At 63.5% G+C, this 17,692-nt stretch carries 16 protein-coding genes; 10 read left to right on the top strand and 6 right to left on the bottom strand.

Annotated elements, in window-relative coordinates; translation table 11 throughout:
* Positions 1-72: 72 nt before the first annotated feature.
* Together AC2FMD_RS01150 and AC2FMD_RS01145 are read left to right on the top strand one after the other, a co-directional pair.
* On the top strand, positions 73-1,851 hold the full coding sequence (locus AC2FMD_RS01150) for an SLC13 family permease (protein WP_496794563.1): 1,779 nt from the start codon (positions 73-75) through the stop codon (positions 1,849-1,851).
* A 99-nt stretch (positions 1,852-1,950) separates the two neighbouring features.
* Entirely contained in the window at positions 1,951-2,688 is a 738-nt protein-coding gene (locus AC2FMD_RS01145) for a YbaY family lipoprotein (RefSeq protein ID WP_496678709.1), read from the top strand.
* Between the two features lie 13 nt (positions 2,689-2,701).
* Here AC2FMD_RS01145 and AC2FMD_RS01140 read toward each other — a convergent pair whose 3' ends face one another.
* The 4 genes from AC2FMD_RS01140 to AC2FMD_RS01125 form a co-directional block, all read right to left on the bottom strand.
* Positions 2,702-4,363 carry an FAD-binding dehydrogenase gene (locus AC2FMD_RS01140; RefSeq protein WP_496741052.1) on the bottom strand — a complete coding sequence of 554 codons (1,662 nt, stop codon included), beginning with the start codon at positions 4,361-4,363 and terminating at the stop codon, positions 2,702-2,704.
* An 11-nt stretch (positions 4,364-4,374) separates the two neighbouring features.
* The gene (locus AC2FMD_RS01135) at positions 4,375-5,232 is read right to left on the bottom strand and encodes a bile acid:sodium symporter family protein (RefSeq protein WP_496741050.1); all 858 of its coding nucleotides are present in this window, start codon (positions 5,230-5,232) and stop codon (positions 4,375-4,377) included.
* 72 nt (positions 5,233-5,304) lie between these two features.
* Entirely contained in the window at positions 5,305-6,039 is a 735-nt protein-coding gene (locus AC2FMD_RS01130) for a glutamine amidotransferase (protein WP_496712435.1), read from the bottom strand.
* 40 nt (positions 6,040-6,079) lie between these two features.
* The gene (locus tag AC2FMD_RS01125; protein WP_496794562.1) at positions 6,080-7,852 is read right to left on the bottom strand and encodes an SLC13 family permease; all 1,773 of its coding nucleotides are present in this window, start codon (positions 7,850-7,852) and stop codon (positions 6,080-6,082) included.
* A gap of 110 nt (positions 7,853-7,962) precedes the next feature.
* Between AC2FMD_RS01125 and AC2FMD_RS01120 the strand changes: the two genes are divergently transcribed.
* Positions 7,963-8,703 carry a YebC/PmpR family DNA-binding transcriptional regulator gene (locus tag AC2FMD_RS01120; RefSeq protein WP_496794561.1) on the top strand — a complete coding sequence of 247 codons (741 nt, stop codon included), beginning with the start codon at positions 7,963-7,965 and terminating at the stop codon, positions 8,701-8,703.
* Positions 8,704-8,751: 48 nt separating this feature from the next.
* Here AC2FMD_RS01120 and AC2FMD_RS01115 read toward each other — a convergent pair whose 3' ends face one another.
* Positions 8,752-9,630: a LysR family transcriptional regulator ArgP gene (locus tag AC2FMD_RS01115; RefSeq protein WP_496794560.1), complete on the bottom strand. Its 879-nt coding sequence runs from the start codon at positions 9,628-9,630 to the stop codon at positions 8,752-8,754.
* An 85-nt stretch (positions 9,631-9,715) separates the two neighbouring features.
* Between AC2FMD_RS01115 and AC2FMD_RS01110 the strand changes: the two genes are divergently transcribed.
* The 7 genes from AC2FMD_RS01110 to AC2FMD_RS01080 all read left to right on the top strand — a co-directional run bounded on the left by AC2FMD_RS01110 (position 9,716) and on the right by AC2FMD_RS01080 (position 16,217).
* The gene (locus AC2FMD_RS01110; RefSeq protein WP_496685882.1) at positions 9,716-10,315 is read left to right on the top strand and encodes a LysE/ArgO family amino acid transporter; all 600 of its coding nucleotides are present in this window, start codon (positions 9,716-9,718) and stop codon (positions 10,313-10,315) included.
* Between the two features lie 40 nt (positions 10,316-10,355).
* Positions 10,356-11,264 carry a DMT family transporter gene (locus AC2FMD_RS01105; RefSeq protein ID WP_496794559.1) on the top strand — a complete coding sequence of 303 codons (909 nt, stop codon included), beginning with the start codon at positions 10,356-10,358 and terminating at the stop codon, positions 11,262-11,264.
* Positions 11,265-11,348: 84 nt separating this feature from the next.
* Positions 11,349-11,921: a choline-binding transcriptional repressor BetI gene (gene betI, locus AC2FMD_RS01100; RefSeq protein ID WP_496678724.1), complete on the top strand. Its 573-nt coding sequence runs from the start codon at positions 11,349-11,351 to the stop codon at positions 11,919-11,921.
* A complete protein-coding gene (betC, locus tag AC2FMD_RS01095) occupies positions 11,918-13,426 on the top strand; it encodes a choline-sulfatase (RefSeq protein ID WP_496741045.1) in 1,509 nt (502 codons plus the stop codon). Before betI ends, betC begins: the two co-directional genes overlap by 4 nt.
* An 86-nt stretch (positions 13,427-13,512) precedes the next feature.
* Complete coding sequence (gene betA / locus AC2FMD_RS01090; protein WP_496741042.1) at positions 13,513-15,171, top strand: choline dehydrogenase; 1,659 nt, start codon at positions 13,513-13,515, stop codon at positions 15,169-15,171.
* Between the two features lie 111 nt (positions 15,172-15,282).
* On the top strand, positions 15,283-15,870 hold the full coding sequence (locus tag AC2FMD_RS01085; RefSeq protein WP_496794558.1) for a thermonuclease family protein: 588 nt from the start codon (positions 15,283-15,285) through the stop codon (positions 15,868-15,870).
* Between the two features lie 101 nt (positions 15,871-15,971).
* Entirely contained in the window at positions 15,972-16,217 is a 246-nt protein-coding gene (locus tag AC2FMD_RS01080) for an HP1242/YdcH family protein (protein WP_496678730.1), read from the top strand.
* A 39-nt stretch (positions 16,218-16,256) separates the two neighbouring features.
* On the opposite strand, the gene AC2FMD_RS01075 is transcribed toward AC2FMD_RS01080, so the two are convergent.
* Positions 16,257-17,657, bottom strand: a complete 1,401-nt coding sequence (locus AC2FMD_RS01075; protein ID WP_496678732.1) for a helix-turn-helix domain-containing protein — start codon at positions 17,655-17,657, stop codon at positions 16,257-16,259.
* Positions 17,658-17,692 lie beyond the last annotated feature (35 nt).

The following is a 17,692-nucleotide window of genomic DNA, read 5'->3' as shown; positions in this document are numbered from 1 at the left end:
CTGTCCGCTGCAATGCTGGAAACTGTGGCTCAGGCACGGTGGCCGGTTAAGGGTTCGGACAGAAGACCACGAATGAATCTCCTTACTTTGTCAGAAACAGGCAGCGCGATTCTGGCGCTGCTGGTCGTCGCGGGCATGTTCATCATGTTCCTGCGCGAGGTCTACCCGGCCGAGGTCGTCGCCATCGGCGGCGTTTCGGTGATGCTGGTCACCGGGATCCTGCCGTATCAGAATGCGCTGGCCGTACTTTCCAACCCTGCGCCGTGGACTATTGTGGCCATGTTCATCATCATGGGCGCGCTGGTGCGCACAGGGGCTTTGGACGCTTTTACAGTGACCGCGCAGAAACAGGCCCAGGTCAACCCTCGCATCGCGATCGGATTGCTGATGACATTCGTGGTGCTGGCCTCGGCCGTGGTGTCGAACACGCCGGTCGTGGTGGTGATGATCCCGGTCTTCGTCCAGATTGCGCGCACGCTGAACGTGGCCCCGTCCAAGCTGCTGATCCCGCTCAGCTATGCGGCAATTTTGGGCGGCACGCTGACCCTGATCGGCACCTCGACCAACCTGCTGGTCGATGGTGTCGCGCGGGCGCAGGGTCTGCAGCCCTTCACGATCTTCGAGGTCACGCCCCTGGGCATCATCCTGGTGATCTACGGCATGGTCTACCTGCGGTTCATCGCGCCCCGGCTGCTGCCAGACCGCGACAGCATGGCCAGCCTTCTCAGCGACCGGTCCAAGATGAAATTCTTTACCGAGGCGGTCATCCCCCCCGACAGCAACCTGATCGGGCGCGAAGTGACCGGCGTGCAGTTGTTCAAACGCCCCGGCGTGCGGCTGATCGACGTGATCCGCGGCGACGAGTCGCTGCGGCGCAACCTTCAAGGTGTCACCCTGCAGGTCGGCGACCGGGTGGTGTTGCGCACCCAGATGACGGAACTGTTGAGCCTGCAGCGCAACAAGGAGCTCAAGCGCGTCGATCAGGTCTCGGCGGTCGAAACGCGCACGGTCGAGGTTCTGATCACGCCGGGCTGCCGGATGGTGGGGCGCACGCTGGGCGCGCTCCGGCTCCGCCGCCGCTACGGTGTCTATGTGCTGGCGGTGCATCGACGGAACCAGAATATTAGCGGTCAACTGGACGACCTCATCGTCCGGGTGGGTGACACGCTGCTGCTGGAAGGCGCGCCGGCCGATATTCAACGTCTGGCAGCCGACATGGACATGGTTGATGTCACTCAGCCGTCAGCGCGTGCATTCCGGCGTGGACATGCGCCGATTGCGATCGCCGCATTGCTGGGGATCGTGCTGCTGGCGGCGTTTGGGGTCGCGCCCATCCTGTTGCTGTCGATCCTCGCTGTTGCACTGGTTCTGCTGACCGGCTGCATCGACGCGGACGAAGCGTTCTCGTTTGTCGAAGGCCGTCTGCTGGCGCTGATATTCGCCATGCTGGCCATCGGGGCGGCGCTGGACAGTTCGGGCGCGGTTTCGCTGATTGCGAATGCGATTGCCCCGTCCTTTGCCAAACTGCCGCCCTTCCTGATCGTCTGGGCCGTCTACCTGCTGACCTCGGTTCTGACCGAGCTGGTCTCGAACAACGCCGTGGCGGTCGTGGTCACGCCGATTGCCATCGGTCTGGCGCAGGCGGTGGGGGTCGATCCGCGCCCGCTGGTGGTGGCGGTGATGGTCGCGGCGTCGGCCTCGTTCGCCACACCGATCGGGTATCAGACCAACATGATGGTCTATGGCCCCGGCGGGTACCGTTTCACGGACTTCATGAAGGTCGGGATTCCGCTGAACCTGACGGTCGGGCTGCTGGCCTCGTTGATCATCCCGTTTCTCTGGCCGCTTTGAGTTTTGGCGTTATTTCGCCGTTTCTGGACAGCTAGGCTTGCAAACGGCTGCGGCGCCACGATCTTCTAGACAGGAAACCGGCGACGAGGGGATCGAAGAATGAAAATCGCACATACCCTTCTGGCGGGCGCTGCGTTGTGGGCTGTCGTTCTGAGCGCCGCCCAGGCCGGGACCGTCGAGGGAACCGCCACCTACCGCGAACGGATCGCCGTTCCGCCGGGGGCGACCCTGTTCGTCGAGCTGCAGGATGTGTCGCGGGCCGATGCGCCCGCCGTTACTCTTGCCGCGCAACGCTATGCGTTGACGGGCGTGCCTGCGCAGTTCGAGTTGACTTATGACGACGCGTTGATTCAAGACCGACATCGCTATGTGGTGCGGGCCTCGGTGCATCAGGACGGCAAGCTGCTGTTCACCACCGATACCGCTTACCCGGTTCTGACCAATGATGCCGGAAACTCGGTCGATCTGGTCATGGTCAAGGTTTGGGAACGGGGCGCGGCGATGCTTGAGAACACGCAGTGGATCGCAACCGAGGTGAACGGCGTTGCGCTGGACACCGAGAAACGCCCGCAGATTACCTTTGCCGAGGGCGGAGCCTTTGGGGGAACGGGCGGCTGCAACCGGTTCAGCGGACAGGCCGAGATATCGGGCGAGTCGATTTCCTTCCCCGACAACATGGCCGCAACTCTGATGGCCTGCCCGCCGCCGCTGGACGAGGTTGAGCGGGAGTTCCTTGCCGCCCTGCCAAAGGTCGCAAGCTTTGTTCAGCGCGGGGACACGCTGGTTCTGCTTGATGCGACAGGCGAGCCGGTTTTGCAGTTCCGCCGCGACCAATAGTGCCCAAGGGCCGTCAGGCGACGGCCCGCGACCGTCCCGCGTTGCGCCCCGAGAAGATGCAGCCGCCCAGGAACGTGCCCTCCAGCGCGTTGTAGCCGTGATAGCCCCCGCCTCCGAAGCCTGCGACCTCTCCGGCCGCGAACAGGCCCGGCACCACCTGGCCGTCCGCACCGATCATCTGACTGTCCAGATTGGTCTGCAAACCGCCCAGCGTCTTGCGGGTCAGCACATGCAGCTTGACCGCGATCAGCGGGCCGTTTTTCGGATCAAGGAACTTGTGCGGTTTGGCGGTGCGGATCAGCTTGTCACCGCGATAGTTCCGCGCCGCCAGGATCGCCATCATCTGCGCATCTTTCGAGAACGGATTGTCCACCTGTGAATCGCGGGCTTCGATCTGGGCGCGCAGATGTGCCTCGTCGATCAGGCCACCGCCCAGATGGTTCATCCCGTTCACAAGTTCGGTCAGCGTGTTGGCGACCACGAAATCCTCGCCCTTTTCCTTGAACGCTTCAACCGGCGCGGTGGCCTTCGACCCGGACAGGACCCGCTGGCGGATGACCTCCTTCCAACTGCCCGAGGTGAAATCGGGGTTCTGTTCAGACCCGGACAGGGCGAATTCCTTTTTGATGACCTTCTGGGTCAGGACGAACCAGCTGTATTCATAGCCGGTCTTCAGAATTTCGCGCAGGGTGCCCAGCGTGTCGAAGCCGGGCAGGCAGGGGGGCTGCAACCGGTTGCCGCGCGCATCGAACCACATGGAACTGGGACCGGGCAAGATGCGGATGCCATGCTCGGGCCAGATCGGGTCCCAATTGCGCACGCCTTCGGTGTAATGCCACATGCGGTCGCCGTTGATGACGTGCCCGCCGGCCTTTTCGCTGATGGCGATCATTCGACCGTCTACGTGGAAAGGCACACCCGCCACCATGTCCTGGGGCGGTTCGCCCAGACGGTCGCGGGGCCAATTCTGGCGCACCATCTCGAAATTGCCGCCGATCCCGCCGGAGGTGACGATGACCGACGGGGCGTAGACTTCAAACTCGCCAATCTCGTCGCGATTGGTCCTGGCGCCGCGCTGCGCCGTATCGTCGGCCAGAACCTCGCCCGAGACGCCCTTGGCCTCGCCGTTCTGCATGATGATGTGGCTGACCTGATGACGGAACTTCAACTGGACCAGGCCGGCACTGACATGGTCGCGGACCCGGCGAATGAAATGCTCCAGCACGCCCGGGCCGGTGCCCCAGGTGATGTGGAACCGTGGGACCGAGTTGCCGTGACCATCGGCATAGGAGCCGCCGCGTTCCGCCCAGCCGACCACGGGAAACCAGCGCAGGCCCATCTGGTGCAGCCAAGGGCGCATTTCGCCGGCGGCGAATTCGACATAAGCCTCGGCCCATTTGCGGGGCCAGGCGTCCTGGTCCCGGTCGAACTGGGCGCTGCCCATCCAGTCGCGCAGGGCTAGGTCGCGGCTGTCGCGGATTCCCATGCGGCGCTGCTCGGGGGTGTCGACCATGAACAGACCGCCCAGGCTCCAGAAAGCCTGACCGCCCAAGAAATGCTCGGGTTCCTGGTCCAGCACGATCACCTTTTTGCCGCGGTCACCCAGCTCGGCCGCCGCGGCCAGCCCGGCCAACCCGCCGCCCACGACGATCGCATCAGCAGTGTTTTCGGTCATGCTCTGTCCTTTCAGCGGTGGCGGTACCAGGCGATGAACGGGATCGCGACGGCGTACATGGTGATCCCATAGACGGCCGAGGGCAGGGCCAGCGGGCTGAAGCCGCTTTCGGTTCCAGTGATCAGAGCCGCCAGCGTGATGCCCAGGGTCGAGTTCTGGATGCCGGTTTCGATCGAGATGGTCTTGGCCTCATTCCACGACAGTTTCGCCGCCCGCGCCAGCCCCAATCCGATCAGCAGCAGCGCGAGGTTCAGCGAGATCAGCCCGGCGCCCATGATGCCCAGATTGTCGACGAACAACTGCCAGTTTCCAGCCAGCGCAGCGATCACGATCAGCACGAACAGGATGGTTGCCAGTTTCGAAAGGGGGCCGTCGATCCGGTTGGCAAAACCGGTTGCAAAATGGCGCAGGCCAACGCCGATGGCGACGGGCAGTGTAGTGATCAGGAACATCGCCAGCGCCAGACCGCTGATCGACACTTCGGGTGCGTCCTCGCCCATGAAGTTGTCGATCGACCAGGCCGCCAGAACCGGCACCGTGACGATCGACAACAGGCTGATCACCGCCGTCAGGCTGACCGACAGCGCCACATCGGCCTTCGCCAGTTTCGACAGGATGTTGCTGGTGACACCGCCCGGGCAAAAGCTGAGCAGCATGAACCCGACCGCAATTGCCGGCGGCAGCGCGAACATCTTGACCGTGACGAAGGCCGCGACCGGCAGCAGAACGACCTGGCAGACCGCGCCGATCGCAAACGGATAGCGCCGGTTGATCACGCGCCGGAAATCTGCCGCCTCAAGCCCGATGCCCAAAGACAGCATGATGATGGCCAGCGAAACCGGCAGGCCCACGTTGATAAGAAGATCCAAAACAACCCCTCCCAAAGTCGTTTCGGACCAACCTAAGCGTGCGGTCCCCGGTCAGGCAACCGCGCCGTTGGGTCACCCGTAGCGCTGGGCGAAACGGCGCAGGATTTCGCCGGGCTGCGTGACCTCGGCGGCATGGCAGCGGTCGATCAGCAGTTGGGCGTCCTCGGGGCGGAAATAGCCGTGGTCCTTGTAGATGTGGATGCGCTGTTCAAAGTCTTTGGCGTCGGCTTCGGGGTGGAACTGTGTGGCATAGACATTCTGGCCCCAGCGGATCATCTGGAACGGGCAGGGATCCGACGCAACCAGATGCACGCAGCCCTCGGGCAGGGCCTGCACCGCCTCTTTGTGGCCGACGAAGGCATCAAAGTCGGACTCTAGACCGGCGGTCAGCGGGTCGCGGGCGCCATCCTCGGTCAAGTGGCAGCGCGACGGGCCGACCGGCTCGCCATAACGGTCCTTGCTGACCGGTGCGCCCAGATGCGCGGCCAGAATGCCCAGGCCATAGCAACATCCCATGAACGGATGATCGCGCGCCGTGATCTGCGGCATCAGCCCCATAATCGCGCCCTCGATCCGGGCATCCATTTGCGATTTTCTGGCCGGGTCGTCGCTGACGCAGCCCGGTCCGCCACCCACGATCACACCAGCATAGTCGGTGACGTCCAGCGCCTCGGGCAGGGCCTCGCAATCCAGACGGATGCGGTGGGTGCGCTCGGGCGTCAGACCGGACCGGTTCAGGATCGAAGCATATTCGGCGTCCGAGGCATCGGTTTCGGGGCGCAGCTGCAGGATCAGAAAGCATTTCATGCGCTGCCCTTAGCGCGCGGTCCGGCGGTCACGCAAGCCCTCACAGCGGCCAGAACACAAGGATCGCCGGGACCGAAACCGCCACGATCAGAATTTCCAGGGGCAGGCCCATGCGCCAATAGTCGCCAAAATGATAGCCGCCGGGCCCCAGGACCAGAGTGTTGTTTTTGTGTCCGATCGGTGTGAGGAATGCCGCCGAGGCGGCCACCGCCACCGTCATCAGGAAGGGATCGGGCGAAACCTCGAGCGTGCGCGCCATCTGGATGCCCACCGGCGCGGCCACGATGGCGGTTGCGGTGTTGTTCAGCACGTCCGACAGCGTCATGGTCACGACCATCAAAACCGTCAGAATAGCCCAAGCCGGCAGGCCGTCGGTCAGTTGAACCAGCGCATTCGCGATCAGTTCCGTCCCGCCCGAGCTTTCCAACGCGCTGCCCAGCGGGATCATCGAGCCCAGCAGAACCACGACCGGCCACTCGATCTGATTGTAGATCTCGGAGATCGGGATGATCTTGGTCAGCACATAGGCGATAACCACAAGCCCCAGCGCGATGGGCAGGTAGATCAGCCCGATGCTGGCGGCCAGAACGGCAGCGGCGAACAAGCCGATGGCCAGCCATGCCTTGTCATTGGCGGTCACGTTCAGGCCGCGTTGGGCCAGAGGCAGGCAGCCCAGCCACTCGGTCACGTCCGCGCCTCGGTCGCGCGGGCACAGCAGAAGCAGAATGTCGCCCGGCTGCACCTCGGTCTTGCGGACCTGTTCAGTGATGCGCCGACCCTGGCGGGAAATGCCCATCAGGATCGTGTTCTGCCGCCAGGCCAGCCCCAGCCCCTGTGCGGTACGACCCGCGATGCGGGCGCTTTCGGGTACGACGACTTCGATCACTTCCAACCCGTCGCCGGCAGCCGTTAGCAGCTCTTGCCGGCGGGCATCCGAGAAATCCAGGTTCAGCGCGGCGCGGAATTCATCCAGCGCCTCGGGGCTGGCTTCCAGCACCAGCGCGTCGCCTTCCTGAAGGATCGCGTTTGCCGCGCGGCCATAGCGGCGTTTGCCGTCCCGGATCAGGCCGATGATGGCGACGTCGGATTTCTCGGCCATCTCGTCCAACTCGGCGACGCGCTTGCCGATATGAGGCGACCCGGCCGGGACCGTCAGTTCAGCGATGTACTCCGCCAGCGTTTCCGAACTCTCGGTCTGTTCGCCGCGGTTTGGGATCAACCGCCAGCCGATCAGGGCGACGAAGGCCAGACCTGCGATGGCCGCCAGCCCGCCAACAGGGGCGAAATCAAACATCTGGAACGGCTCGCCCAGGGTCTCCTGCCGGATTGACGCGATGATGATGTTGGGCGGTGTGCCGATCAATGTGGCCATGCCGCCCAGAATGGTGGCAAAGCTCAGCGGCATCAGCGACAGACCAACGGGGCGCCCGGCTTTGCGCGCGGTCTGAATATCGACAGGCATCAACAGCGCAAGCGCCGCCACGTTGTTCATGAAGGCGGACAGAACGGCTCCGATCCCGCCCATCAGAGCGATATGCGCACCCAGGCTCCGCGAGGCATCGACCAGCGTGCGGGTGATCAGGAACACCGCCCCCGACCGCACCAGCCCGGCAGAGACCACAAGCACCAGCGCCACGATGATCGTGGCCGGATGGCCGAAGCCGGCAAAGGCGCCTTCAACCGGCACAACGCCCAGGATCACGCCGATCATCAAGGCAGCGAAAGCCACCAAGTCATAGCGGAACCGGCCCCACAGCAGCAGACCGAATACGGTAATGAACAGTGCAAAGAGAATGATCTGATCCGTTGTCATTCGGCCACCATAGCGGCGCCGGACCGACGGGCAAGTGGGTGTCTTGATCCTTTGCCCCGCAAACGTCTATATGTGCGCCGAATACCAAATCACGATTACGAGGACGCAACATGGCAGGCCATTCCAAATGGGCCAACATCCAGCACCGCAAGGGGCGCCAGGACGCCGCGCGGTCCAAGCTGTTTTCCAAGCTGTCGAAAGAGATAACCGTGGCCGCCAAGATGGGCGATCCCGATCCGGAAAAGAACCCGCGTCTGCGTCTGGCCGTGAAAGAAGCGAAATCGCAGTCGATGCCCAAGGACAACATCGAACGCGCGATCAAGAAGGCCACCGGTGGCGATGCCGAGGCCTATGAGGAAATCCGCTATGAGGGCTACGGCCCCAACGGTGTCGCGGTCATCGTCGAAACCATGACCGACAACAAAAACCGAACCGCATCGAACGTGCGCTCGACCTTCGCCAAGAACGGCGGCAACCTGGGCGAGACCGGCTCGGTCGGCTTCATGTTCGAGCGCAAAGGCGAGGTGGTTTATCCGGCGTCCGCGGGCGATGCCGACACCATTTTCGAGGCCGCCATCGAGGCCGGCGCAGAAGATGTCGAAAGCTCGGAAGACGGCCACATCATCTGGTGCGCCGACACCGACCTGAACGAAGTCGCCAATGCACTTGAAGCGACGTTGGGTGAATCGGAATCGACGAAGTTGGTCTGGAAGCCGACCACCACGACCGAGCTGGAGCTGGAGGACATGCAGCGCCTGATGAAGCTGGTCGAGGCGCTGGAAGACGATGATGACGTGCAGCGCGTCACCACCAATTTCGAAGCCTCTGACGAGGTGATGGCGCAGCTCTGACGCCACCGCATCACGTTGCCAGAAAACCCGGCCCTTGGGCCGGGTTTTTCAGTTGAGAACCTGCTTTGCAGCCTGTTGCACGGCGCGGGTCAGCGGGGTCAGCGCCGGTGCCAGAATACGCCCGACCTGCCAGGTCAGCGGCACGTCCAGCGGGGCGTCCGGCTCGATCTCGCACAGGCGGCCGTCGGCAATGGCGGACCGTACCAGAGGTTCCGGGTTCATTCCCCAACCCAGACCGGCGGCAGCCGCCGTAACAAAGCCGCTCGACGAAGGCAGAAAATGGGTCGGTGGCGACAGGCGCTTGCCGGTCCGGGTCTCGATCCATGCCTTTTGCAGCATGTCCTTGTGGTTGAAGGTCAGGCAAGGCGCGCGAGAGAGGCTGTGCGGCGTCACACCGTCTGCGAACCAGCGCGCGATGAAGGCCGGGCTGGCCGTGGGCAGGTACCTGAGCGCTCCCAACGGCGTTGCCGCGCAGCCGGGCACCGTCTGGCCGCCCACCGTGATAGCCGCGCTGACCTCGCCGCGCCGCAGCCATTCGGCCGAGTGGTCCTGGTCGTCGATCTCCAAATCAAACAGCATTCCGTCCACCGCCGCCATGGCCTCGATGAAAAAGGCCGACAGGCTGTCGGCCGGGACGGCGATGCGGACCGGGGCCGGGCCGTGCTCTGCATCCAGGGCCAACTCACGCCGCAGTTGCGCTTCGAGCAGACCGATATCCTCGGCATGTCTGGCCAGTCTTTGCCCGGCCTCGGTGCCCGTGCAAGGAGTACCGCGTCGGATCAGGGACAGCCCGATCCGATCTTCCAGCGCCTTGATCCGTTGCGAGATCGCCGAAGGGGTGACCCCCAGTTCATCGGCCGCGGCCTCGAAGCTGCCCCGCCGCAGGATGGCCGCAAGCGCCGCCAGGTGATTCCGGTCGATTACCATTAGAAGTTCTAATTTATAGTTAGCATCTTTAATTTGATAAAAGGCCACTCGGGCTGTAGTCAACACCTGCGACACAGGAGGTTCCATGACGGCATCCATGTTTTCGGGCTTTGCGCTGGGCTTCAGCCTGATCCTGGCCATCGGCGCGCAGAACGCGTTCGTGCTGCGCCAGGGGCTGCGGCGCGAACACGTCTTTGCCCTGTGCCTGACCTGTGCCATCTCGGATGCGATCCTGATCGCCGCCGGTGTTGCGGGCTTTGGCAGCCTTGCGCAGGCCGCACCCTGGTTTGAGCCCATGATGCGTTATGGCGGTGCGCTGTTTCTGACGTGGTACGGGCTGCGCAGCCTGGCCTCGGCCTGGCGTGGCGGAGCGGCACTGGAACTGGCCGAGGGACAGCGCACCAGCCTGCGGGCGGCACTGCTGACGGTTTTGGCCTTCACCTGGCTGAACCCGCATGTCTATCTGGATACGGTGGTGCTGATCGGGTCGATCTCGGCACAATATCCCGACCGGCTGGGGTTCGCGGTGGGGGCGATGTCGGCCAGCTTCGTGTTTTTCTTTTCGTTGGGATACGGGGCGCGGGTGCTTTCGCCAATTTTCGCCCGCCCGCGGGCGTGGCAGGTCCTGGACCTGCTGATTGGGTTGGTGATGCTGGCCATCGCGTGGAAACTGGTGGCGATGTAAGGGCTTGTTCCCCAGCGGCTTTCGGTGTTCAACCAAATCCATGACAGCTCTCGCCGCCCAATGCCGGCCCCTGGCCGGCATGTTCTGGATGTTCACTGCCGGCCTGTCCTTTGTCGGGATGACCGCCCTGGTCAAATTGCTGGGCACCACGATGGACCCGATCCAGGCCGCCTTCCTGCGCTATGCGTTGGGTCTCGTGTTCCTGCTGCCGGCCGCGCGGGCCATCCTGACGACCCGACTGAACCGCCGCAACCTGACGCTGTTTTCGGTCCGGGGCGCCATCCATGCGGTGGGCGTGATGCTGTGGTTCTTTGCCATGACCCGCATCCCGCTGGCCGAGGTGACGGCCATGAACTATCTTACCCCGGTCTATGTGACGCTGGGTGCCGCGCTTTTTCTGGGCGAAACCATGGCCTTTCGCCGCATCGCCGCCGTGCTGGTGGCCATCATCGGGGCCACGATCATCCTGCGGCCGGGATTTCGCGAGATTTCCGCAGGCCACCTGGCCATGCTGGGCACCTCGCTGATGCTAGGGGGGTCATACCTGCTGGCCAAGGCGATGGTGCGGGATGTGCGGCCCTCGGTCGTGGTGGCACATCTGTCGATCTGGACGACGATCTTCCTGATCCCTTTTGCGATCGCAGTCTGGACGCCGCCCAGCCTTCGTGACATCGGCGTGCTGTTCCTGATCGCCAGCTTTGCCACGGCCGGCCATTACTTCATGACACTGGCCCTGCAGGCCGCACCCGTCGCCGTAACTCAGCCGGTCACCTTCCTGCAGTTGATCTGGGCCACCCTGCTGGGCGCGCTGGTCTTTCACGAAGGTGTGGATATCTGGGTGGTCGCGGGCGGCACCTTGATCCTGGGGGCGGTCAGTTTCATCACTTGGCGCGAGGCCGTGCTGAACCGCAGCGGCTTGACGCCGCCCAGCCTAGCGCCCAAGCTTTGACGGTGGTCGCCTTCCCGTTATTGATTGACGAGTCAATAAAAAGGTCTTAGCGTTTTTCCGACATGGGTCATGTTGGGGGCGCGTATGCCGAAGCTTGGAATGGAGCCGATCCGGCGCGATGCGATCGTCAGGGCGACGATCGCCGAGTTGGGCGCGAAGAAATCGCTGGATGTGACCGTCAGCCAGATTGCCAAGCGGGCCGGCATGTCCAGTGCGTTGGCGCATCACTATTTCGGCGGAAAAGACCAGATATTCCTGGCCGCCATGCGCCGCATCCTGGGCGATTTCGGCGCCGAGGCCCGGTCGGAGCTGAAATCCGCCCCGCCGGACCAACGCGCCCAGGCCATCATCCGCGCCTGTTTTGCGCCGTCCTGCTTTACCCCCGACGTGATCGCCGCGTGGATGACCTTTTACGTTCTGGCTCAAACCAACGATGACGCGCTGCGCCTGTGGCAGATCTATCAGGCACGGATCCGGTCGAACCTGATCCATGCTTTGCGCCCGCTGATGAGGGACCCGGTCGAGGCGGCCGAGAACATGATCGCCCTGATCGACGGTCTGTACATCCGCGCCGCTCTTTCCGCGCCCGAGGAACCGCAACTGGCCGTTTCCCACGCCATGCGCGTCCTGACGACCTTGCTCGAGGCCGAAAAATGACACAACCCAACATTCTGATCCTGATGGTGGATCAGCTGAACGGAACCCTCTTTCCCGACGGTCCCGCCGATTGGCTGCACGCGCCCAACCTCAAGAAACTAGCGGAGCGGTCAACGCGGTTTGCCAATGCCTATACGGCCTCGCCGCTGTGTGCGCCGGGGCGGGCCAGCTTCATGTCCGGCCAGTTGCCCTCGCGCACGGGGGTCTATGACAACGCGGCCGAGTTCCGCAGCGACATCCCCACCTATGCCCATCACCTGCGCCGCGCGGGATACTACACCTGCCTGTCGGGCAAGATGCATTTTGTTGGGCCCGACCAGTTGCACGGGTTCGAGGACCGCCTGACCACCGACATCTATCCGGCCGATTTCGGCTGGACCCCGGATTACCGCAAACCGGGCGAGCGCATCGACTGGTGGTACCACAACATGGGCTCGGTCACCGGGGCCGGCGTGGCCGAGATCACCAACCAGATGGAGTATGACGACGAGGTCGCATATCACGCCAAGGCCAAGCTGTATGATTTGGCCCGTGGCAAGGATGACCGTCCATGGTGCGTGACCGTCAGCTTCACGCATCCGCATGACCCCTATGTTTCGCGGCGAAAGTACTGGGACCTGTACGAGGATTGCGAGCACCTGCTGCCGCAGGTCCCGGATCTGGGCTACGACAACCAGGACCCGCACGCCAAGCGCATATTCGACGCCAATGACTGGCGCAGTTTCGACATCAGCGAAGAGGATATCCGCCGCTCGCGCCGGGCCTATTTCGCCAACATCACCTATCTGGACGACAAGATCGGAGAGATCCTCGAGGTTCTGGAGACCACCCGGCAAGAGGCGATCATCCTCTTCGTCTCCGACCACGGCGACATGCTGGGCGAGCGGGGCCTGTGGTTCAAGATGAACTTCTACGAAGGCTCGGCCCGGGTGCCGCTGATGATCTCGGCGCCGGGCCTGCCGACCGGCCGCATCGACGCCCCGGTTTCGACTGTCGATGTGACCCCGACGCTGGGCGCGCTGGCGGGTGTGGACATGGCCGAGATCGCCCCCTGGACCGATGGTGAAAGCCTGGTGCCGCTGGCCAATGGCGCCGAGCGGACGGCGCCGGTCCTGATGGAATACGCCGCCGAGGCCTCCTATGCACCCTTGGTGTCGATGCGCTATGGTAATTGGAAATACAGCCGCTGCGCGCTGGACCCCGAACAGCTCTTCGACCTCGAGGCCGACCCGCACGAGTTGGAGAACCTGGCCGAAAAACCGGAACACGCCGGCACGTTGCAAACCTTGCGGGCCAAGTCAGAGGCGCGCTGGGATCTGGACCGGTTCGACGCCGAGGTGCGCGCCAGCCAGGCGCGCCGCTGGGTGGTTTACGAGGCGCTGCGGCAGGGCGGCTATTACCCGTGGGACTACCAGCCGCTGCAGAAAGCGTCGGAACGCTACATGCGCAACCACATGAATCTGGACAACCTCGAGGAAAGCCAGCGCTTTCCGCGCGGCGAATGACCTCTTTCAAGATTTGAAGAAAAACCCACTGGTGGCAACGCACGGGACATCCCGCGCCACCGGTCGGGGCCAATGGAGACACGACCATGGAAGCAGATTTCGTCATCGTCGGCGCCGGATCCGCCGGATGTGCGATGGCCTATCGTCTGAGCGAGGCGGGGGCCTCGGTATTGGTGATCGAGCATGGCGGCACCGATGCCGGGCCGTTCATTCAGATGCCGGCGGCGCTCAGCTATCCGATGAACATGTCGATATATGACTGGGGCTATCAGTCCGAGCCCGAACCCTACCTGAACAACCGGCGGCTGGCCTGCCCGCGCGGCAAGGTGATCGGAGGGTCGTCCTCGATCAACGGGATGGTCTATGTGCGCGGCCATGCGCGCGACTTTGATACCTGGGCCGATATGGGCGCAGATGGCTGGTCCTTTGCGGATGTTCTGCCTTATTTCAAACGGATGGAGAGCTGGCACGACGGCGGTCACGGCGGTGACCCGATATGGCGCGGCAGCGACGGCCCGCTGCATGTGTCACGGGGGCCGCGCAAGAACCCTCTGTTCAATGCCTTCGTCGAGGCCGGGCGGCAGGCTGGCTACGAGCTGACCGATGACTACAACGGCGAGAAACAGGAAGGTTTCGGCCCGATGGAGCAGACCGTCTGGAAGGGGCGGCGCTGGTCGGCGGCCAATGCCTATCTGAAGCCCGCGCTGAAACGCCCGAACTGCGATATCGTACGGGGCCTCGCCACACGCGTGGTGATCGAGGATGGCCGCGCAACCGGGGTCGAACTGATCCGTGGTGGCCGCACGCAGATCGTGCGCGCCCGGCGCGAGGTGGTGCTGGCGGCCTCGTCGATCAACTCGCCCAAGCTTCTGATGCTGTCGGGGATCGGACCGGCTGCGCATCTTGCCGAGCACGGCATCGACGTGGTCGCCGACCGGCCCGGCGTGGGCGCGAACCTGCAGGATCACTTGGAACTGTATATCCAGCAGGCCTCGCTGCAGCCGATCACGCTGTACAAGTACTGGAACCTGTTCGGCAAGGGCCTGATCGGGGCGCAATGGCTGTTTACCAAGACCGGCCTTGGCGCGTCGAACCAATTTGAAAGCGCGGCGTTCATCCGCTCGAGGCCAGGGATCGAGTATCCGGATATCCAGTACCACTTCTTGCCCATCGCCGTGCGCTATGACGGCAAGGCCGCAGCCGAGGGGCATGGCTTCCAGGCGCATGTGGGGCCGATGCGCTCACCCTCGCGCGGGGAGGTGACGCTGCGCTCGGCCAAGCCCGAGGACGCGCCGGTGATCCGCTTCAACTACATGAGCACCGAGCAGGACTGGGAGGATTTCCGTACCTGCATCCGCCTGACCCGCGAGATTTTCGGGCAGGACGCGTTCAAGCCTTATGCGGGCAAGGAGATCCAGCCCGGCGCTGACGTGCAGACCGACGAAGAACTGAACGCCTTCATCGCCGAACATGCCGAAAGCGCCTATCACCCCTGCGGCACCTGTCGCATGGGGCGGGCCGACGACCCGAACGCGGTCGTCGACCCGCAGGGCCGCGTCATCGGGGTGGATGGGCTGCGCGTGGCGGACAGCTCGATCTTTCCGCAGATTACCAACGGCAACCTGAACGCGCCGTCGATCATGGTGGGCGAAAAGATGTCGGATCATTTGCTGGGCAAAGACCCGCTGCCCCGGGCCAATGACCGGCCTTGGATCCACCCGAACTGGCAGACCGCGCAGCGTTAACCTTTCGTAGCAGCATGGGTTGAATGTCCGGCACCGGCCGGGCATATCGTGCCCATGTTAAGAATTTGTTTAGCATTTGTTCTTTTTGCTGCGACTGCGAATGCCGCTGACATGCTGACGGGCCGTATCAAGGTCATTGATGCCGATACGTGGGACGTGGGCGGCTTGCGTGTCCGCCTGCACGGGATCGACGCGCCTGAACTCGACCAGACCTGCGAGGACCCAAGCGGAGCGATCTGGTCTTGCGGCGCTTGGGTCACGCATGTGGTCCGGCAGAATTTCGGCGACATGCAAGCGGTCTGCATGCGGCGCGTTACCGACCGCTATGGCCGGGTCGTCGCGTCTTGCACGGTGCAGGGCGCCGATGCCGGCGCAATGTTGGTGCAGGCTGGTCTGGCCTTCGCCTTTCGAAAATACTCGGTTGACTACATCGCCGACGAAAACCGTGCCGCCGCCGCGGGGGTCGGCCTGCACGCCGGAACGGTGCAGGCGCCCTGGTTGTACCGCGGGCAAAAGCGCAAGGTCGCCAGCAAGGGCTGCGACATCAAGGGCAACATTTCGTCCAAGGGCGTGCGAATCTATCACATGCCCGGACAAAGGCATTATGCGCGCACCAGGATCAGCCTGGCAAAGGGCGAACGCTGGTTCTGCTCACCCGCAGAAGCGCGCGCGGCCGGATGGCGCGCTGCGCGGCAGTGAAAAAGTCTGCCAGACAATCCGCATCTTGATCCGCGTCAAAGATGAGTCTGATCAGAGGCTTTAGACGTTGATGGCAATATCAAGACAAGGAGCGAAAACATATGTCACATACGCCACATGAACTGGCCGAAGAATTTCCCGACAAGGTCAAGTTGATGAGCCAGCTCAAACAGTCGGACGCGCATTTCGCCCGACTGGCGGATGAATACCATGAGGTCAACCGGGCGGTGCATCGCGCCGAAACCAATATCGAACCGATGGAGGAACTGGCCGAAACCGAGTTGCGAAAGAAACGCGCCGCGCTGAAGGACGAGATTTGGGCGATCCTGTCCAAGGCCACGGCCTGACACCGCGCGGGGCGGGTGACCGACCCGCCCCTCGTATTTTCATGTCACCTCGTAGGGCAGAGTGCCGCGGCTGTTCGCGTCGATTGTCAGGCGCCGTTCCAGCGGCGGCACCGACCGTTGGTGGCACGTCTTGCGTTCGCAGATCCGGCAGGAAATGCCGATCGGCTCATAGGCGCTGGCATTGTTGATGTCGAGATGATCGGCATAGACCAACGCCTCGGCGTGGCGCACCTCGCATCCCAGCGCGATGGCATAGCGCCGCACCGGCGCGCCGAAGGACCCCCCTGATTTCGACACGTCCCGCGCCAGCGAGATATAGCGCACCCCGTCCGGCGTTTCGGCCAGCTGCCGCAGGAAATGGCCCGGAGTCTCGAAGGCCCGGTGCACGTTCCACAGCGGGCAGGCCCCGCCGAACCGCGCAAATTGCAGCCGCGTGGCCGAGTGGCGCTTGGTGATCGTTCCCGCCTGATCGACCCGCACGAAGAAGAACGGAATGCCCTTGGCGCCCGGACGCTGCAGCGTGGACAAACGGTGGGCCACCTGCTCGATCGAGGCGCCGAACCTATTGCTGAGCAATTCCAGATCGTGCCGATAGTCCCTGGCAGCGTTCAGAAAAGCGCCGTAGGGCATCAGGGATGCGCCGGCAAAGTAGTTCGCCAGCCCGATCTTGGCGATTGCGCGGGCCTCGCCGCTTTGGAACTTGGCAAAATCCAACGTGGCCTCCAGCAACTTGTCCTGGCTGATCAGGGCGACCTGAAGCAACAACTGAAAGACCTGCGTCTGCGGCGCCGCACGCGATGACAGGCGCAGGGTCTTGGTCTGACCGTCATAGCTGCGCAGGGCCCGGATATCCTCGAATGTGACCTGAATGCCGCGCTCTGCGAGGCTTTCCAGCGCGGCCTGCCGAATGCCGCCAGGTCCGTCGGCTCGGGCGGCAAAGCGTTCAGCAGCGCGGTCCACCGCATCGATGTAATTGTCGCAATAGTGGAAGAAATCGCGAACTTCCTCCCAGGGGCTGGCCTGAATGCGCGCGTCCTCGCGGCCCAGTGCTTCGTCCAGCGAGGCCAGCCGTTCGTGGGTCTGCCTGTAGGCTCTGTGCAGTTCGATGAAGGCCCGCGCCAGGGCCGGGGCGTTAGAGGCCGTCAGGCGCAGATCGGCCAGCGGTGGCGTGGCATCGGCAAAGACCGGATCGGCCAGCGCCTCGCGCATGTCCGAGACCAGACGCTCGCTGTCGCCGGTGCTCAACTCGGTCACGTCCATGCCGAATTCCTGCGCCAGCGCCAGAACGACGGTGGTCGAGATCGGCCGGTTGTTGTTCTCCATCTGGTTCAGATAGGGCAGGGACACGCCCAGCTTGGCGGCGAATTCCTTTTGCGTCAGTGTCAGGCGTGTGCGCATTTCGCGCAGCTTGGCGCCAGCATAGAGTTTCTGAGTGGCCATTGGGTGTCTTTGCAATTATTCTGCTTGGTCAGCCT

The organism is Ruegeria sp. BHSC276 (genome assembly GCF_059612945.1).
Note: the sequence above shows the minus strand (reverse complement) of the source record. Positions and strands in the feature narration are given on the sequence as shown.

Excerpts from the sequence above, each read along its gene's own strand:
- betA (WP_496741042.1), top strand. The coding sequence starts at position 13,513 with ATGGAAGCAGATTTCGTCATCGTCGGCGCCGGATCCGCCGGATGTGCG.
- AC2FMD_RS01130 (WP_496712435.1), bottom strand. The coding sequence starts at position 6,039 with ATGAAATGCTTTCTGATCCTGCAGCTGCGCCCCGAAACCGATGCCTCG.
- AC2FMD_RS01110 (WP_496685882.1), top strand. The coding sequence starts at position 9,716 with ATGACGGCATCCATGTTTTCGGGCTTTGCGCTGGGCTTCAGCCTGATC.
- betC (WP_496741045.1), top strand. The coding sequence starts at position 11,918 with ATGACACAACCCAACATTCTGATCCTGATGGTGGATCAGCTGAACGGA.
- AC2FMD_RS01115 (WP_496794560.1), bottom strand. The coding sequence starts at position 9,630 with ATGGTAATCGACCGGAATCACCTGGCGGCGCTTGCGGCCATCCTGCGG.
- AC2FMD_RS01150 (WP_496794563.1), top strand. The coding sequence starts at position 73 with ATGAATCTCCTTACTTTGTCAGAAACAGGCAGCGCGATTCTGGCGCTG.
- AC2FMD_RS01105 (WP_496794559.1), top strand. The coding sequence starts at position 10,356 with ATGACAGCTCTCGCCGCCCAATGCCGGCCCCTGGCCGGCATGTTCTGG.
- AC2FMD_RS01080 (WP_496678730.1), top strand. The coding sequence starts at position 15,972 with ATGTCACATACGCCACATGAACTGGCCGAAGAATTTCCCGACAAGGTC.
- AC2FMD_RS01145 (WP_496678709.1), top strand. The coding sequence starts at position 1,951 with ATGAAAATCGCACATACCCTTCTGGCGGGCGCTGCGTTGTGGGCTGTC.
- AC2FMD_RS01125 (WP_496794562.1), bottom strand. The coding sequence starts at position 7,852 with ATGACAACGGATCAGATCATTCTCTTTGCACTGTTCATTACCGTATTC.
- AC2FMD_RS01085 (WP_496794558.1), top strand. The coding sequence starts at position 15,283 with ATGCTGACGGGCCGTATCAAGGTCATTGATGCCGATACGTGGGACGTG.
- AC2FMD_RS01120 (WP_496794561.1), top strand. The coding sequence starts at position 7,963 with ATGGCAGGCCATTCCAAATGGGCCAACATCCAGCACCGCAAGGGGCGC.
- betI (WP_496678724.1), top strand. The coding sequence starts at position 11,349 with ATGCCGAAGCTTGGAATGGAGCCGATCCGGCGCGATGCGATCGTCAGG.
- AC2FMD_RS01140 (WP_496741052.1), bottom strand. The coding sequence starts at position 4,363 with ATGACCGAAAACACTGCTGATGCGATCGTCGTGGGCGGCGGGTTGGCC.
- AC2FMD_RS01075 (WP_496678732.1), bottom strand. The coding sequence starts at position 17,657 with ATGGCCACTCAGAAACTCTATGCTGGCGCCAAGCTGCGCGAAATGCGC.